12 protein-coding genes are annotated in these 15,641 nt (G+C 54.3%); 7 read left to right on the top strand and 5 right to left on the bottom strand.

Annotation, left to right across the window (positions count from 1 at the left end):
- Positions 1-206 precede the first annotated feature (206 nt).
- Both proA and proB read right to left on the bottom strand, forming a co-directional pair.
- Positions 207-1,460, bottom strand: coding sequence for a glutamate-5-semialdehyde dehydrogenase (gene proA, locus FBY13_RS05560; RefSeq protein ID WP_145393697.1), 1,254 nt, complete (start codon positions 1,458-1,460; stop codon positions 207-209).
- A gap of 9 nt (positions 1,461-1,469) precedes the next feature.
- Positions 1,470-2,573 (bottom strand): glutamate 5-kinase, encoded by a 1,104-nt coding sequence (gene proB / locus FBY13_RS05555; RefSeq protein ID WP_145393696.1) that lies wholly within the window; start codon positions 2,571-2,573, stop codon positions 1,470-1,472.
- A gap of 351 nt (positions 2,574-2,924) precedes the next feature.
- Here proB and ompC point away from each other — a divergent pair, with 351 nt between their 5' ends.
- Complete coding sequence (ompC, locus tag FBY13_RS05550) at positions 2,925-4,058, top strand: porin OmpC (RefSeq protein WP_109718293.1); 1,134 nt, start codon at positions 2,925-2,927, stop codon at positions 4,056-4,058.
- A 240-nt stretch (positions 4,059-4,298) separates the two neighbouring features.
- On the opposite strand, the gene crl is transcribed toward ompC, so the two are convergent.
- The 3 genes from crl to gpt all read right to left on the bottom strand — a co-directional run bounded on the left by crl (position 4,299) and on the right by gpt (position 6,647).
- Positions 4,299-4,700: a sigma factor-binding protein Crl gene (gene crl, locus FBY13_RS05545; RefSeq protein ID WP_063878558.1), complete on the bottom strand. Its 402-nt coding sequence runs from the start codon at positions 4,698-4,700 to the stop codon at positions 4,299-4,301.
- Between the two features lie 119 nt (positions 4,701-4,819).
- Entirely contained in the window at positions 4,820-6,073 is a 1,254-nt protein-coding gene (gene frsA / locus FBY13_RS05540; protein WP_145393695.1) for an esterase FrsA, read from the bottom strand.
- A 115-nt stretch (positions 6,074-6,188) separates the two neighbouring features.
- The gene (gpt, locus tag FBY13_RS05535) at positions 6,189-6,647 is read right to left on the bottom strand and encodes a xanthine phosphoribosyltransferase (protein ID WP_063878556.1); all 459 of its coding nucleotides are present in this window, start codon (positions 6,645-6,647) and stop codon (positions 6,189-6,191) included.
- Positions 6,648-6,899: 252 nt separating this feature from the next.
- Here gpt and pepD point away from each other — a divergent pair, with 252 nt between their 5' ends.
- From pepD to FBY13_RS05505, 6 genes are all read left to right on the top strand, one after another.
- A complete protein-coding gene (pepD, locus tag FBY13_RS05530; protein WP_145393694.1) occupies positions 6,900-8,357 on the top strand; it encodes a beta-Ala-His dipeptidase in 1,458 nt (485 codons plus the stop codon).
- Positions 8,358-8,630: 273 nt separating this feature from the next.
- Positions 8,631-9,623, top strand: a complete 993-nt coding sequence (locus FBY13_RS05525; RefSeq protein ID WP_145393693.1) for an ornithine cyclodeaminase family protein — start codon at positions 8,631-8,633, stop codon at positions 9,621-9,623.
- A 29-nt stretch (positions 9,624-9,652) separates the two neighbouring features.
- Positions 9,653-10,624, top strand: a complete 972-nt coding sequence (locus FBY13_RS05520; RefSeq protein ID WP_109718289.1) for a threonine/serine dehydratase — start codon at positions 9,653-9,655, stop codon at positions 10,622-10,624.
- 327 nt (positions 10,625-10,951) lie between these two features.
- Complete coding sequence (locus FBY13_RS05515; protein WP_109718309.1) at positions 10,952-12,457, top strand: sugar ABC transporter ATP-binding protein; 1,506 nt, start codon at positions 10,952-10,954, stop codon at positions 12,455-12,457.
- A complete protein-coding gene (locus FBY13_RS05510) occupies positions 12,346-13,458 on the top strand; it encodes an ABC transporter permease (protein WP_241567281.1) in 1,113 nt (370 codons plus the stop codon). The genes FBY13_RS05515 and FBY13_RS05510 overlap by 112 nt, the downstream gene beginning before the upstream one ends.
- Before the next feature lie 28 nt (positions 13,459-13,486).
- Complete coding sequence (locus FBY13_RS05505) at positions 13,487-14,554, top strand: sugar ABC transporter substrate-binding protein (RefSeq protein ID WP_145393692.1); 1,068 nt, start codon at positions 13,487-13,489, stop codon at positions 14,552-14,554.
- Positions 14,555-15,641: the final 1,087 nt, after the last annotated feature.

Genomic DNA, 15,641 nt, shown 5'->3' with positions numbered 1-15,641 from the left:
GGCGCAAAGCCGCGTACCGTCTCACCTTTCAGCAATCTTTTGTAAAAAATTGCACAGCGGCCGACTCATCCCCGCAGTAAAAAATAATCCCCACCGCTTAAAAAGCCATCAACGGCGGAAAAACTCTACCATTGAGTGGTGCGGAAAAAAGCAGCATGAAAAAAAACGGGGGCCTGAATGGGCCCCCGTTTGTTTAAAAAATACCGTTATGCACGCAGGGTATCATCACCCCAGGCAATCCATTTGTAGGTGGTCAGCGCCTCCAGCCCCATAGGACCACGGGCATGCAGTTTTTGCGTACTGACCGCCACTTCTGCGCCCAGACCAAACTGCGCACCGTCGGTAAAACGGGTACTGGCGTTTACGTACACGGCCGAAGAGTCGACCTGCTTAACGAAACGCGCCGCGTTTTGCGTGCTGCGGGTCAGGATAGCGTCTGAATGCTGCGTGCCGTGCATACGAATATGCGCAATCGCCTCATCCATATCTGCGACCCGCTTGACGTTAAGATCAAGCGACAACCACTCATCGTCATAGTCGCCCTGTTGCACGGCAGTAACGCTGGCCGGCCCCTGCTGCAGCTGCGCCAGAATATTGGCATCGGCATGCAGAGGGATATTCTCTTCAGCCATGCGGGCAGTAAAAGCGGGCAGGAAACGGTCAGCAATGGCGGTGTCAATCAACAACGTTTCCAGAGAGTTGCAGGCACTGGGGCGCTGCTTTTTCGCATTGACGATGATGTCCAGCGCTGGTGCGATTTCCATCGTCTCATCGATATAAATATGACAAACCCCAATCCCACCGGTAATGACCGGGATGGTCGCGTTCTCTCGACAGAGCTTATGCAGACCCGCCCCGCCGCGCGGAATCAGCATATCCACGTAACGATCCAGTTTGAGTAGCTGATTCACCAGTTCGCGATCCGGATTTTCGATAGCCTGAATCGCTGCCGCCGGTAAACCGTGCTGCTGGAGTGCGTTCTGAATCACCCGCACCGTAGCCGCATTGGTGCGCCACGTCTCTTTCCCACCGCGCAGAATGGCTGCGTTACCGGTTTTTAAGCACAGACTGGCGACATCCACGGTGACGTTTGGACGCGCTTCATAAATCACGCCAATCACGCCCAGCGGCACCCGGCGGCGCTCAATCCGTAGCCCGCTATCCAACTGACCGCCATCCATCACCTGCCCGACCGGATCGGCTAACTGGCAGACCTGGCGAACATCGCTGGCAATCGCGCTGAGGCGTGCTGGCGTTAAGGTCAGACGATCGAGCAATGCCTCACTCATTTTGTTCTGCCGCGCCTCAGCCAGATCCTGCTCATTCGCGGTCAAAATAACGCGGCTTTCCGCTTCAAGTCGGTCAGCAATCGTCAGTAAAACCTGATTTTTTTCGGCTGCAGACAGATCCGCCATTGCCCAGGCCGCGGCACGCGCCGCCTTACCCATTTCTTCAAGCATATTCGTTCCTTAGCTGACGATCATGTCGTCACGATGTACCGCAACCGGCCCGTACTCATAGCCCAGAATGTCGCTGATCTGTTGACTGTGGTGGCCTGCGATCATGCGCATCGCGTCGCTGTTGTAGCGCGAGACGCCGTGGGCGATATCGCGCCCCTGCAGGCTGCGAATACGGATCACTTCTCCGCGAGAGAAATTGCCCTGAATATCGCGAATACCTTTAGGCAGCAGTGAGCTGCCGCGCTCAATAATCGCGGCAAGCGCGCCGTCATCCACGGTGATCTCACCGGCCGGCGGCGCACCAAAAATCCAGCGCTTACGGTTTTCAAGCGGCGTTTGCTGAGCATGAAACAGGGTGCCCACCGGCTTGCCCGCAATTACGTCACTAATGACGCCGCTTCGGCTGCCCGCAGCAATAATCACGTCAATACCGGCCCGGCAGGCGACATCTGCAGCCTGGAGTTTAGTCGACATCCCGCCCGTGCCTAATCCTGATACGCTGTCGCCCGCCAGGGCCCGCAACGCGTCATCGATGATATGAACATCGCTGATTAATTCAGCATCCGGATTATTGCGCGGATCGGCGGTAAAGAGTCCCTGCTGGTCGGTCAGCAAAAGCAGTTTGTCCGCGCCGCCCAACATTGCTGCCAGCGCAGAGAGGTTGTCATTGTCACCCACTTTGATTTCAGCGGTGGCAACGGCGTCATTTTCGTTAATGACGGGCACGATGTGGTTGTCCAGCAAGGCACGCAAGGTATCACGCGCGTTCAGGAAGCGTTCGCGATCTTCCATATCGGCGCGGGTCAGTAACATCTGACCGATATGAATGCCGTAGATGGAAAACAGCTGTTCCCACAGTTGGATAAGACGACTTTGCCCCACCGCAGCTAACAGCTGCTTTGAGGCGATGGTCGGCGGCAGTTCGGGGTAACCCAGATGTTCACGACCGGCTGCCATCGCGCCAGAGGTGACAATCACAATACGATGGCCGGCGGCGTGCTGTTGCGCGCACTGACGCACTAATTCCACCATGTGCGCTCTGTTTAACCGACGTGAACCGCCGGTAAGAACGCTGGTACCCAATTTGACCACAAGGGTCTGACTGCCACTCATGTTGTCCTGCCGTAAAAAATTTCTGTGAACGGACTTTTTAACAGGTGCAGTGAGGGAAGCCAACAGCCTGTAAGGGAAAAACTGCAAATTTCGCAGAGCGTCAATTAGACCAAAAGTTCCCCATTAACAACAAAACATCAAAATTGTCATAAAAAGTTCATCATTGATCGGTAAAAAGTCCGTGTTTTACAAACTTTTTCATTAATGCCTCAAAAGTTTTCTTGTTGTAACAAGGCGGCAACTGAATGCCCCCCGGCCTGTTGACTGAGCATCCGGAGAATAAAGGCAGCCATGCCTGTAACAAGAAGACGTTGAGGACAAAAAAATTTTACTCATTGGGATTGATAGCAAATGAAGAAAAGTACACTGGCAATCGTGGTATCTGCTCTGGCCCTGACCTCTGCTGCTCAGGCCGCTGAAGTTTATAACAAAGACGGTAACAAGCTGGATTTCTACGGCAAGGTTAAAGCCGAGCATTACTTCAGCGATAATGCCGGTGCTAATGGCGATAAATCTTACGTGCGTATTGGCTTTAAAGGACAGACGCAGATTAACGATATGATGACCGGTTACGGCCAGTGGGAATATCAGTACAACGCCAACAACTCAGAAGGCTCCGATGCGAACAGCGGCAACAAGACCCGTCTGGGATTTGCCGGTCTGAAGTTCTCTCAGTACGGTTCATTCGACTACGGCCGCAACTATGGGGTGCTGTATGACGTTGAGTCACTGACTGACGTCTTCCCGGAATTTGGCGGCGATGGCACAGCACGTACTGACAACTTTATGGCACAGCGCGCCACTGGCGTAGCGACCTACCGTAACAACAACTTCTTTGGTCTGGTGGATGGCCTGAAGTTTGCCCTGCAGTATCAGGGTAAAAATGACGATAAAAGCGCGAACACACGTGGCTTAGGAACGAATAACGCCATCGATACAAGTCGTCAGAATGGTGACGGCTACGGCGCGTCACTGGGCTATACCATTGCTGATTCAGGCGTGAGCGTACTCGGTGCTATCACCTCTTCTGACCGTACTAACGCACAGCAGGCTGGCGTATATGGTCACGGTGATAAGGCCACTTCGTGGGGCACAGGTCTGAAATATGACGCTAACAGTGTTTATCTGGCGGCTATCTACACCGAAACGCGCAACATGACACCAATCAGCGGAACAAACCGTGTCGCGGGTGGTGGTGTTTCTGGATCTGCCAACAAAGCAGAAAACCTGGAACTGGTTGCTCAGTACCAGTTTGACTTCGGTCTGCGTCCATCCATTGGTTACGTTCAGACCAAGGGCAAAGATATCGAAAACGGTATTGGCAACGAAGACCTGGTTAAATACATCGACGTGGGCGCGACCTACTACTTCAACAAAAACATGTCGACGTTTGTTGATTATAAAATTAACCAACTGGATAAAGACAACAAGCTGGCACTTAACAACGATGACATCGTTGCAGTCGGCCTGACTTACCAGTTCTGATGAATCTGAGTCTTGCCTGACGAGAGTGACGGTCGAGGGATTGACGGCCCGCGTGATGGACAGACTTAGTGCTTTACCCTCAATGTGAATGTGTCTGTTAAAAGGGCGAGTTGCAAAACTCGCCCTTTCCTTTTGTGTTTTGTGTTCCGTCCCACCGCTCTGTCCGCTTTCCGGTACGTTGATGCGTAGGCAAACATTCCCGCCAGGCCCATAAAAAAAGGCCCCCGCAGGGGCCTGGTGTCAGGCGCTGAGTTTTATCGGTTTTTCATCAAAGTCACTGGCTGGCACCAGATCCAGTTCAAACTCTTTCAGCATCGTTTTTAAACGGCCGTGGAAATTACGTAAGGTTTCTTCCACGCGGGCATTGTTATCTTTGCCTTTGATCGTGGCAACTGACCAGTCGCCTTCTTTATCAAACAGGCCGATGTGATAAACGTAGGTAAAGTGATCGGCTTGCGCTTCCAACTCCATCCACCAGCCCCAAAATTCACGCAACTCAGGCGCAGGCTTTACATTCACGCAGGCAGCCAGGCAGTCGAAGAAAAAACGGGTTTCGCTACACTTTCCATCGCGTATGTAAGGTCCCAGTTCCGTGAAGCGTTTAAGCAGGCGACTGCGGGGATGACCACTCGGTAACGTCATGCTAATTCTCCATAAGGACAGGCTTGATATTCCGAACCGTAGCAGCCGTGCTGCACTCTCTTTTGACGATCCGAATGATTCCAGCTAGTAGTTGTAGCAAACACTGTAAATTTTGCCAGCTATCTTTTCAAACGCTGGGCCAGCCAATCGCAGATTTCATTAAGCCCTTTATCAAAACTGGCGATGACCGGTTTTACGGGAATTAACAAGGCCTTACCTTGCGACGAGGAGTTAGCGATTAATTTGCTCTCTTCCTCGGGGCTGAAGAGATCGTTAGGCCAGTGTGCAGACAGCATCGGCGTTGACGTTCTTCGTCCCAGAAGCCCCTGATTTTTCAGCGAGTAGCTGAGCAACTCAGCCCGTAATGCGCTGTCCGTTGTGCCAGTCATGCCAAGTCGGCTCGCAAGCATGTCCATGTACATATCCGGCACCTTGTTCTGCAGCGTGGCCTGCGTCAGCAAACTGTGCACAATCGGCCCCAGACAGGCCACCGCCCGCATCCGCGGTGCTTCCAGATAGGCCAGACGCACCGCGACATTCGCGCCAAAGCGGAAGCCCAGCGCGGCAACGCGTGTATGATCGATCCACGGCACGGACGCCAGATCGCGCAGTACCTGCTGATGCAGAAAGCTGGTGTCCTGACTGAGCTTCCACTTCATTGAATTCCCGACGGAAGGCATATCAAGCGTCAACATGGCGATACCACGCGGTGCCAGATAGTCATGGAACAGACGATAATGATCGGTTTGCAGCGAATCCAGCGCACCACAAAACATCACCGTGGGATAAGGTGCCTCCACAGCAGGCGGCATGTGCAGAAAACCACTGACCGGGCTACCGCCTTCAATGGGGAAGGTCAGCGTTTTGAGTTCTCCGGGTAGCCGGCGGGTTGCCTCGTCATAAGCGCGGCTGGCGAGCGTTTGTGCCTGATCAGCCAGTTCATCGCCTTTGATATAAGGATACGCCGCCACGCTATAGAGGTGCGACGCATGAAGCCAGTCATGACCGGCCCGATCGTGTTCACTTTCGTTCGCCTCAAGCGCCCGCTGCTGCCAGAAGCCCGCCTGCCTGCTCCACTCGAAGTTCCAGTTGCCATTACGGTAACCAATGACCGTATCCAGCAGCGCCGGATGGGTGTGCTCAGCGTCGCTGATTGCGATACGAGCCAGCACCTCGCTGACCTCCTGCGATGGCAAACCACGCCAGGCCCACATCAACTTGTTAAGCATGCGATACCAGCCACGCTGGCTATCGCCATCCAGGGCGGAGTGCACCTCATGCGTGGCGTGACGACGCAGTCGTACCAGAGATGAGGTTTCGGGGTGTTTAAAACGAGGCTTGAACAGCTCAACGCTCAGGTTTTTGCCAGGCATGTTACCTCTCTGACAGCATTAACAGCGGTAAGTAAGTGTACTGTACCGCGAAACAAGTCGCGAGGCGTAGAAAGCACAACGCCCGGAAAACCGGGCGTTGTTTGTGTTACATCAATCAGCTTTTCACAATCGGTGGAATGTAAACCACGCCCATGTCCCACGGCTGCTCAATCCAGGTGTTCTGCGGAATATCAACAACATAATCGTCCACCAGCTCGCGGCCAGCAGGCTTAGCAAAGATGGTGCAGAAACGGGCTTTTGGGTACATTTCGCGGATGGCTTGTGCGGTGCCGCCAGTATCAACCAAGTCGTCAATAACGATAAAGCCTTCACCGTCGCCTTCAGCGCGTTTCAGGACTTTCATTTCACGCTGGTGATCGTGGTCATAGCTGGAAATACACACGGTATCGACATAGCGAATACCCAGTTCACGTGCCAGCAGCGAAGCCGGTACCAGACCGCCGCGGCTGACTGCAATAATGCCTTTCCACTGTTCAACAGGAAGCAGGCGTTGAGCCAGTTTGCGGGCATGAATCTGCAGCATGTCCCAGGTAACAACGTATTTTTCGCTCATAAATAGGTATCCCAGCCAGTCAGTGTGGCTTAAAAAATGTGCAACGGGGAAAAGGTTGCGCGAGATTATAAGGACATGACGCGCTAAAAACCAGCACCTGGCTTCTGGTTGCGGTTTTTTAGCGCGTTGAATAACACACCGAGTCAGAAACAGTGATATTCTCGCCCTATCTCGTCAGTTCTCTGACGGCGATCTTTTACTGGAACTTCGCAATGTCCGGCCCGGCCGGCGCACTGACACAGGAGACTTGTCGTGTCTGAATTGTCCCAACTCTCTCCACAGCCACTGTGGGATATTTTCGCTAAGATTTGCTCTATTCCGCATCCCTCTTTCCATGAAGAAGCGCTGGCAAGCTATATCGTTGGCTGGGCCAAAGAACAAGGTTTCTGGTGTGAGCGCGATCAGGTAGGCAATATTCTGATCCGTAAACCAGCCACGTCAGGCATGGAAAAACGCACGCCGGTTGTGTTGCAGGCCCACCTTGATATGGTGCCGCAGAAAAACAACGACACCGTACACGACTTCACCAAAGATCCTATTCAGCCTTATGTTGATGGCGAGTGGGTCAAAGCGCGCGGTACGACGCTGGGTGCCGACAACGGTATTGGTATGGCATCTGCGCTGGCCGTTCTGGCGGACAGCAGCCTGACCCACGGTCCGCTGGAAGTGTTGTTAACCATGACCGAAGAAACCGGCATGGATGGCGCGTTTGGCTTACAGCCAGGCTGGCTGCAGGCGGATATTTTGATCAACACCGATTCGGAAGAAGAAGGTGAGATCTACATGGGTTGCGCAGGTGGTATCGACTTCGTTACCACGCTTCCGCTGACGCGTGAGGCGGTGCCAGCTTCCCACGAAAGCCTGAAGCTGACCCTGAAAGGCCTGCGTGGCGGTCACTCCGGCGCGGATATCCACATGGGCCTGGGCAATGCGAACAAATTGCTGGCGCGTTTCCTGGCGGCCCATGCGGCAGAGCTGGATCTTCGTCTGGTTGAATTCACCGGTGGTACGTTGCGTAATGCAATCCCACGTGAAGCCTTTGCCACCGTGTCTGTGGATAGCAGCAAAGTAGACAGCCTGAAATCGGCCGCCGCCGGCTTCCTGGCTGCGTTGCAAAATGAACACGGCGTAAAAGAGAAGAACATTGCCTTTGTCAGCGAGCCGGTTGCCCATCAGGGTGACGCGCTAACCACAGAGAGCCGTGACCGCTTCCTGAATCTGCTGAACAGCACGCCAAACGGTGTTATCCGTAACTCAGACGTCGCCAAAGGCGTGGTCGAAACCTCGCTGAATGTGGGTGTGGTCACGATGGAGGCAGATAAAGCAGAAATTAACTGCCTGATTCGCTCACTGATCGATACCGGGCGTGATTACGTCGTGCAGATGCTGACCTCACTCGGTCAGTTGGCAGGCGCACAAACGAAGCCAAAAGGTGGCTATCCCGGCTGGCAGCCAGACGCGGACTCGCCGATTATGGCGCTGACCCGTGAAACCTATGTCGCGCTGTTTAATAAGACGCCTAACATCCAGGTGATTCACGCAGGTCTGGAATGCGGCCTGTTCAAAAAGCCTTATCCTGACATGGATATGGTTTCGATTGGACCAACGATTACCGGCCCTCACTCACCTGATGAGCAGGTGCATATCGAGAGCGTGGGGCTTTACTGGAAACTGCTGACAACGCTGCTGAACGTGATACCTGAAAAGTAATTCAGGCGCGTTAATCTCTCTGAGGGTTTATGTTCAACATAAACCCTTTTTTTATCGGCTATTTCGGCCTGACGTCCTTTCATCGCCAGCCACTAAGCATTAGCTTTCGCCACCGCCCGCTAAAACAGTAAAAAGCGTTTATCCGACCCGCAGATTGACATTTTCTGTCGTGCAGCCGGTGCAATAATGTCCCAAAGCCAACCTTTCTCTGACAACGGCATCAGGTCATCTGTGTACCGGAGAGCCGTTCTTCACAACGTGATTAGAGGGTGCATGAAGACGTTATTGCTCACCAAACAGGAAGTCAGTCAGCTCATCAGCACCGACGACGTGATTGATGCGGTGGAAGAAGCCTATAAAGCCTTCAACAGCAATCTGGTGGAACAGCCGGCCTATATCGGTTTGCACCTTCCCGCGCCGCGTGGGGAAATAGACTTTAAAACCAGTTATTACAAAAGCAACGAACTGATTTCGATGAAAGCCTCCTCTGGCCCCTTTCCACAGAACCCTGTGGAATATGGCCTGCCGAGCGGCATGGGAACGGTAATATTGTTTGATGCCCGGACCTGTGCGCTGTGCTGCGTGATGGATGGTAGCCTGATTACCGGTCTGCGCACTGGCGCATCGGGTGCCGTTTCCGTGAAGGCACTGGCACGCACAAGCGCCAAAAAATTGACGATGATTGGCACAGGTAATCAGGCCAGGATGCAGGTAAGAGCCATCGACAGGGTTATGCAAATTGAAGAGATCCATGCCTGGAGCCGCACGCCAGCATCCCGGCTGGCCTTTAAAAATGATATTGAAAGCGAGTTTGGTATCCCGGTCACTGTGGCGGATTCCTGCCAGGCGGCGGTAGCGCAAGCCGATATCTTGATTACAACGACCCGGGGCAAAGGGCCGCTGCTCGAAGCCAGCTGGATTAAGCCTGGCACACATATCATCGCCATTGGCACCGACCAGCAGGGTAAACAGGAATTTGATCCTCACATTTTCAGCCGGGTAAAAGTGGTCGTGGACTCCCTGTCTCAGTGCACGCAAAAGGGTGAAACCTGGCACGGGCTGAACAGGAATATCATCCGTGAAAACGACATTCATGCTGAAATCGGTGAGATATTACTGGGGAAGAAGCCAGGCAGAGAAAGCGAGGAGGAAATTACCTTTTTTGACTCCACCGGCCTTTCTATTCAGGACAACACGACCGCCGGCAGAATTTACCGCAATGCCCTCGAAAAAGGTGTCGGTACGTATTTTGCATTTTTTGAATAACGTTTTTCCTTCAGATAAAGGTAACCGTGATGACGCGTCAGTATCCGACCCTGCAAGATATTCATGAAGCGCAACAGCGTATCGCTGCGCATATTCGTCACACACCGTTGTTGCGCGCCGATAAAATCGAAAAACAGGTGGGCTGCCAGCTTTATCTCAAGCCGGAGACGCTGCAAATTACCGGTGCGTTTAAAATTCGCGGTGCGCTAAATAAAGTGCTCTCTCTGCCCGTTGAGGCTTTTGCCAACGGTATTATTTCCAGTTCGTCAGGCAATCATGCTCAGGGGCTGTCGTACGCAGCCAGAATGCTGGGTGTAAAAGTTGTTCTGGTCTTGCCGGTCACCACGCCAAAAATCAAAATCGAAAATACCCGCGCGCTGGGAGCAGAGATTATTTTGTTTGATGGTGACAACGCCTCGCGCTGGAAAGAAGTGTATGAAATTGCCGAAGCCAATAACTATGCGGTGGTGCATGGCTTTGAAGATCCGATGGTCATGGCCGGACAGGGCACGATCGGTTGCGAAATATTAGATGATTTACCGGATGTGGATACCGTCATTATACCGCTGGGCGGCGGCGGTCTGCTTTCTGGTGTCGCCACGGCGCTGAAAGAAACCCGTCCGGCGGTCAGAGTCATTGGCGCTGAGCCTGCCCTGACGCCTAAATATTATCAAAGCCGGATCAATAAACAGCCTACTTCCCTGCCGCTGCAAAACACCATCGCTGACGGCTTAAGAATTAGCGTACCGGGACGCAATCCCTACCCGATTATTGAGAAGTATGTAGACGAGATTATTCTGGTGGATGAAGAACACATTATTCAGGGCATGCGCGTTCTTGCCAGGGATGCAAAATTAATTGCGGAACCGGCAGCCTCAATTGGTCTCGGTGCGCTACTGGCGGGTTCGGTGAGTCTGAAACCCGACGAGAAAGTCTGCGTCTTGCTGACGGGCGGAAACTGGGATCTGGCCGACTTAGCCGAGGTCTACGCACTGAAATAACCGGTTCTGTAACCCTGTTCTGCAGGTTAAGACCTTATCTGAAGCCTTACCCTGCCTGCCACATTCAATCAATCTCCCTTGAATCGTGAAAGCGCATGACTGACTTTACAATTTTCGGTTAGTCATTCGCAGCATAATCCGCTGGGGGAATGCCGCTTCCTACCGCTAAATCACCAACTTACTGCGCTTAACCAGCTTTAGCCGCCATTATGTCCAGATGTCTGGATGGCTAATAAGTTTCTGTGCTAACTTATGCGCTTTCGGCTGTTGCCGTGCCTGATGCTTCAGGAAAAAATGTAGTCAGTGACTTTAATGGAGATCCCTGCAATGCATGCTTTAAATCGCCTTGAGATGCGTAACATCTCCATCGATTTTGGCGGATTTGCCGCGTTAACGTCGGTGGATTTTCTGAGTGAAGGTCACTCGATTCATGCGCTGACCGGGGCCAATGGGGCCGGTAAATCCACGCTGATGGCAGTGCTGTCAGGTGCCCATAGTCACTACAGCGGTGAGATTCTGCTGGACGGTAAACCGGTTTCGATTCGCAGCCCGCGGGATGCCAAACAGTTGGGTATTCACCTTGTTCAGCAGGAGGTGGATGTGGCATTAGTGCCACAGCTCAGCGTAGCGGAAAACATTCTGTTGGATCAGTTAGCAGAGCCAGGTCATGGTTTCCGCTGGAGCGATATTCGTCGCCGGGCTCGTCATCTGCTGGCCCAGCTGGATGCATCGATAGATGTTAAACGCCCGGTAGAGCGCTGCTCGCTGGCGGAAAAGCAGCAAATTCTGCTGGCCAGAGCCCTCTCCCATCACTGCCGCTTTCTGATTCTTGACGAACCCACTGCGCCGCTCGACCAGCACGAGAGCGAACGCCTGTTCGCTGTCGTCCGTCGTCTGCAAACCAGCGGCATAGGTGTCGTGTTTATTTCTCACCGTATCCACGAGCTGAAGGCCATTTGCGACCGCCTGACGGTGCTGCGCGATGGACGACTGATTGAAAGCGGCCCGATGGCGGCGCTGAGCGGTGAGCAGATTGTTGAAAAAATGCTGGGGCATCCGTTAACCGATATCTATCCACCGCGGCGTCCATCGCAGCCGCAGCCCGTGATCATGGCGGTGGACGGTTTGCATGATGAACACCTGCTGCAGGATATTTCACTGCGTTTGCATAAAGGCGAGATTCTGGGCATTGCCGGTCTGGCGGGCGCGGGGAAAACCGAACTGTGCAAGGCGCTGTTTGGTGCCAGTAAGAGCCGCGTTTCACGCGGTGAGTTGCACGGTAAACGCTGGAAGCCGCGATCGCCACACGACTCGGTGCAACAGCGCATGGCGCTGGTGCCTGAAGAGCGCCGTAAAGAAGGCATTTTTATTGATGAGTCGGTGGCGATGAACCTCAGCATCAGCGCAGACGACAGCTTTTCCCGCTGGAGCCTGTTTGGTCATCGTCAGGCCTGGCGCTGGGCAGAAGCGGTGATTCGCCGCCTCAGCGTGCGTACCACGGGCCCGGCGCAGCAACTGCGTCGGCTCTCCGGTGGCAATCAGCAGAAAGTGGCGATTGGCAAATGGTTGCGCAATAACGCCGATGTGCTGATTTTTGATGAACCGACCAAGGGCGTGGACGTAAAAGCGAAAACAGAGCTGTTCACGCTGATCAGCAACCTTGCCCATGAAGGCAAAGGCATTATTTACGCCTCTGGCGAATTTTCTGAACTGGTCGGCTTATGCGACCGTATTTGTGTGCTCTGGGATGGACGTATTGTGGCGGAGTTAGAGGGACGGCAAGCCACAGAAGAGACACTTTTGCTCTATTCCACCGGAGGAACCCCTGCGTGAGCAGTAGTAAAGACTTATCCCTGAAGCCAGCGTCTTCCTCGCTGCGCCATCAGCTGTTCGATTTCCTGTATAAGTGGGGCATGCTGCTAACGGTGGTGATATTGATCGCCGCTTTTGGTTTGGCTTCCGACAGTTTTCTGGAGCCGAACAACATCATCAATATTTTACGCTCCATCGCCATCGTAACCGTCATTGCGGTGGGCGTATCCGTTTCGCTGACCGTCGGCGGCTTCGATCTGTCCGTTGGTTCTACCGCCTCACTGGCGAACGCCCTGGTGATTTCGCTATTCGTCTGGTACGGCTTTGATACCACGGCGGCCATTGCCATCACGCTGGTGCTTTGTACATTGGTCGGGCTGTTCAATGCGTTTCTGATCGTGGTGCTGCGGATTCCCGACATGCTGGCGACACTGGCCACCCTGTTTGTGATTCAGGGCGTGGCAATGACCTACAGTTTTGGTGGCTCCATTACGGAAAATATGGTGCTGCCAAGCGGTGATATGGCTGAAGGCACGATTCCGGCAACGTTTAACCTGCTGGGGCAGGTGCCGACAATCGTTATTATCATGCTGGTTGTCACGGTCGTGGCACAGCTCGCATTATCCCTGACAAAGCACGGTCGCCGCATGTACGCGCTGGGCGGTAATCCCGAGGCCGCCAGGCTCTCTGGTATTCGCACGACACGTTATCGCGTGCTGGCCTACGTCATCGCGTCATTGTTAGCCGGGCTGGGCGGTATTTTACTGGCATCACGCATCGGATCGTCGCAGGTTAACGCGGGTGGCGGTTATCTGATGGATGCGGTTGCGGCAGCCTGGATCGGCCTTTCTCTGGCCGGTTCCGGTAAGCCGAATGCGCTGGGTACGTTGGTGGGTGCCGTCATTCTTGGCGTGCTGCAAAACGGTCTGGTGATGCTGTCGGTTCCCTATTACGCCATGGACATTATCAAAGGGCTGGTGCTGGCATTAGCACTGGCTATCACTTACGTACAGCGCCGCTAAGGCGCATCCCCAACTGGAGTTAAGAATAATGAAAAAGATAACACTCTCGCTGCTGGCATTCAGCCTGTTAAACGCCAGTACAGCGTTTGCCGACACCGTCACGCCAGTTCCTGCCGCTATCGCTAACCATGAAGGCCCGATACGCATTGCCGTCATCCGTAACCTTGGCTCAGACGACAACACCACACAGTTTGTTGCGGGGGCCATTCAGCAAGGCCGCCAGTTAGGCTTTAAAGTCAGTACGTTTCTCAGCAACGGCGACGATGCGCGCTTTCAGGATTTCGTGAATCAGGCGATCAGCCAGAAATACGACGGTATTGTGCTGTCCCACGGCAAAGCGCCGTACGCCAGTGCGCTGGTAAAACGCATTGCGGACGCCGGCATTAAGGTATCGGTATTTGATACGCCCGTGGACAACCCGATTCCGGGTGTCACAGTCACCGCGCAGGATGATGCGTCTCTGGCCCAGTTGTCGCTGGGACAGTTAATCAAGGATTTCAACGGCAAAGCCAACATTGTTAAATTATGGGTTGCCGGTTTCCCGCCGATGGAACGTCGTCAGGTTGTTTATGAGAAATTGCTGAAAGAGAACCCTGGCATTCATCAACTTGAGTCGATTGGCGCGGTATCAACGGATGTCCAGGGCGACACCGCCAATAAAGTTGGCGCTATCCTGGCGAAATACCCTAAAGGCAAGATTGACGCCATCTGGGGTGCATGGGACGCGTTCAGCCAGGGCGCTTACAAAGCGCTGCAGGAAAATGGCCGTACAGAGATCAAACTGTACAGCATCGATGTCTCGAATCAGGACTTGCAGTTGATGCGTCAGAAAGGCAGCCCGTGGGTACAGACTGTCGCGGTCGATCCTAAAACCATCGGGGCCGTCAATATGCGCCTGGTGGCAAACAAGATTGCCGGTGAAACCACGCCAGCTACCTATGAATTTAAAGCCGCTTCGATTTCTCAGCAGGCGCTTAACAGCCATCCTGGTGCGGTGAACGTGGCGTCGTTGAACAAAATCATTCCAGGCTGGGGCAGTAATGAGGATTTCGTCCAGCCGTGGTTTGCGACGCTGGAAGCAAAATATAAGAAGTAAGGGCTGGCGCCTGGGCAGGTGGCGTTCATGGCATGAACGTGGCTTTGGTTGGTGGCCTGGGCGGCATCCAGTCATAAAGCTCCGAGAAGGTTTCGCTCGCCAGGCGGCAGGCAGTTTCAGTCCGCCCCGTGCGGGCGACCGACAAGGGGCCGCCAGTCGCCGCGGCCCCCTGACCCCGGGCTGCCGGGTTGCCAGCCTGAGCGGCGTTCAGTCATAAAGCTCCGAGAAGGTTTCGCTCGCCAGGCGGCAGGCAGTTTCAGTCCGCCCCGTGCGGGCGACCGACAAGGGGCCGCCAGTCGCCGCGGCCCCTTGACCCCGGGCTCCCGTCCTGCCCACCCGCCGCTGCGCGGTCCCTTCGCTGCTTCAGGATTTCTCCCGGACCGCCAGGACGCGCCGTCCCTGGCGCGGCCTGGCTTTCGCCGACGTCCTGTCGGCTCATCCGGAAATCCTGCATCCGCTCAGCGGGACGGGAAGGCCGGCCCACTCCCCCGCTTTGATACCTGTGCCAAAACTACTTTCCGCGTCGCTTCAGATGTCAGAAAACATCGCTTCAGATGCCAGAAAAGCTTCACATCTTATTGCTGTTCATTTTTTCATTTTCGTCAGGCTTCCCTGTCTTCAGTTCTGATTACGCATGTTAACAACAGACAGGCGAAGCCGGTCTTTGGGAAAAATATACGCCCTCACAGGCGGGGGTTTGCTGGAGGCATCCGGCGCGCTGAGGAAAGAACGGAGGCCAGGACGGCGCGGCAGGGATGCCGCGACGAGGACGGCTGCCGGACGCCGGGATTGTTAAGGGGCTGGCGCAAGCCCCTTAACCCGACCGCCTGCTCGGACAGGCTGAAACTCCCCGACGCCTGGCGGGCGGAACATGCTCAGTGCAAAACCGTATCCCCACTACCTTGCAGGCAGAACACACCCGAAAAAAACGACATCGCCCACGCCAACAGGCAACCCCACATCAACTAAAGAATAAGCCCTCACAGGCGGGGGGTTGCTGGAGGCATCCGGCGCGCTGAGGAGAGAACGGAGGCCAGGACGGCGCGGCAGGGACGCCGCGACGAGGACGGCTGCGCCACGGAGGGCG

This window comes from Pantoea sp. SJZ147 (genome assembly GCF_007828605.1).
Taxonomy (GTDB): domain Bacteria; phylum Pseudomonadota; class Gammaproteobacteria; order Enterobacterales; family Enterobacteriaceae; genus Pantoea; species Pantoea allii.
The sequence above is the reverse complement of the archived record's forward strand: the minus strand, read 5'-3'. Positions and strand labels throughout refer to the sequence as shown.

Bases quoted from the DNA above. Each gene is read 5' to 3' on its own strand.
- proA (WP_145393697.1), bottom strand. From the start codon at position 1,460: ATGCTTGAAGAAATGGGTAAGGCGGCGCGTGCCGCGGCCTGGGCAATG.
- proB (WP_145393696.1), bottom strand. From the start codon at position 2,573: ATGAGTGGCAGTCAGACCCTTGTGGTCAAATTGGGTACCAGCGTTCTT.
- ompC (WP_109718293.1), top strand. From the start codon at position 2,925: ATGAAGAAAAGTACACTGGCAATCGTGGTATCTGCTCTGGCCCTGACC.
- crl (WP_063878558.1), bottom strand. From the start codon at position 4,700: ATGACGTTACCGAGTGGTCATCCCCGCAGTCGCCTGCTTAAACGCTTC.
- frsA (WP_145393695.1), bottom strand. From the start codon at position 6,073: ATGCCTGGCAAAAACCTGAGCGTTGAGCTGTTCAAGCCTCGTTTTAAA.
- gpt (WP_063878556.1), bottom strand. From the start codon at position 6,647: ATGAGCGAAAAATACGTTGTTACCTGGGACATGCTGCAGATTCATGCC.
- FBY13_RS05525 (WP_145393693.1), top strand. From the start codon at position 8,631: ATGAAGACGTTATTGCTCACCAAACAGGAAGTCAGTCAGCTCATCAGC.
- FBY13_RS05520 (WP_109718289.1), top strand. From the start codon at position 9,653: ATGACGCGTCAGTATCCGACCCTGCAAGATATTCATGAAGCGCAACAG.
- FBY13_RS05515 (WP_109718309.1), top strand. From the start codon at position 10,952: ATGCATGCTTTAAATCGCCTTGAGATGCGTAACATCTCCATCGATTTT.
- FBY13_RS05510 (WP_241567281.1), top strand. From the start codon at position 12,346: ATGCGACCGTATTTGTGTGCTCTGGGATGGACGTATTGTGGCGGAGTT.
- FBY13_RS05505 (WP_145393692.1), top strand. From the start codon at position 13,487: ATGAAAAAGATAACACTCTCGCTGCTGGCATTCAGCCTGTTAAACGCC.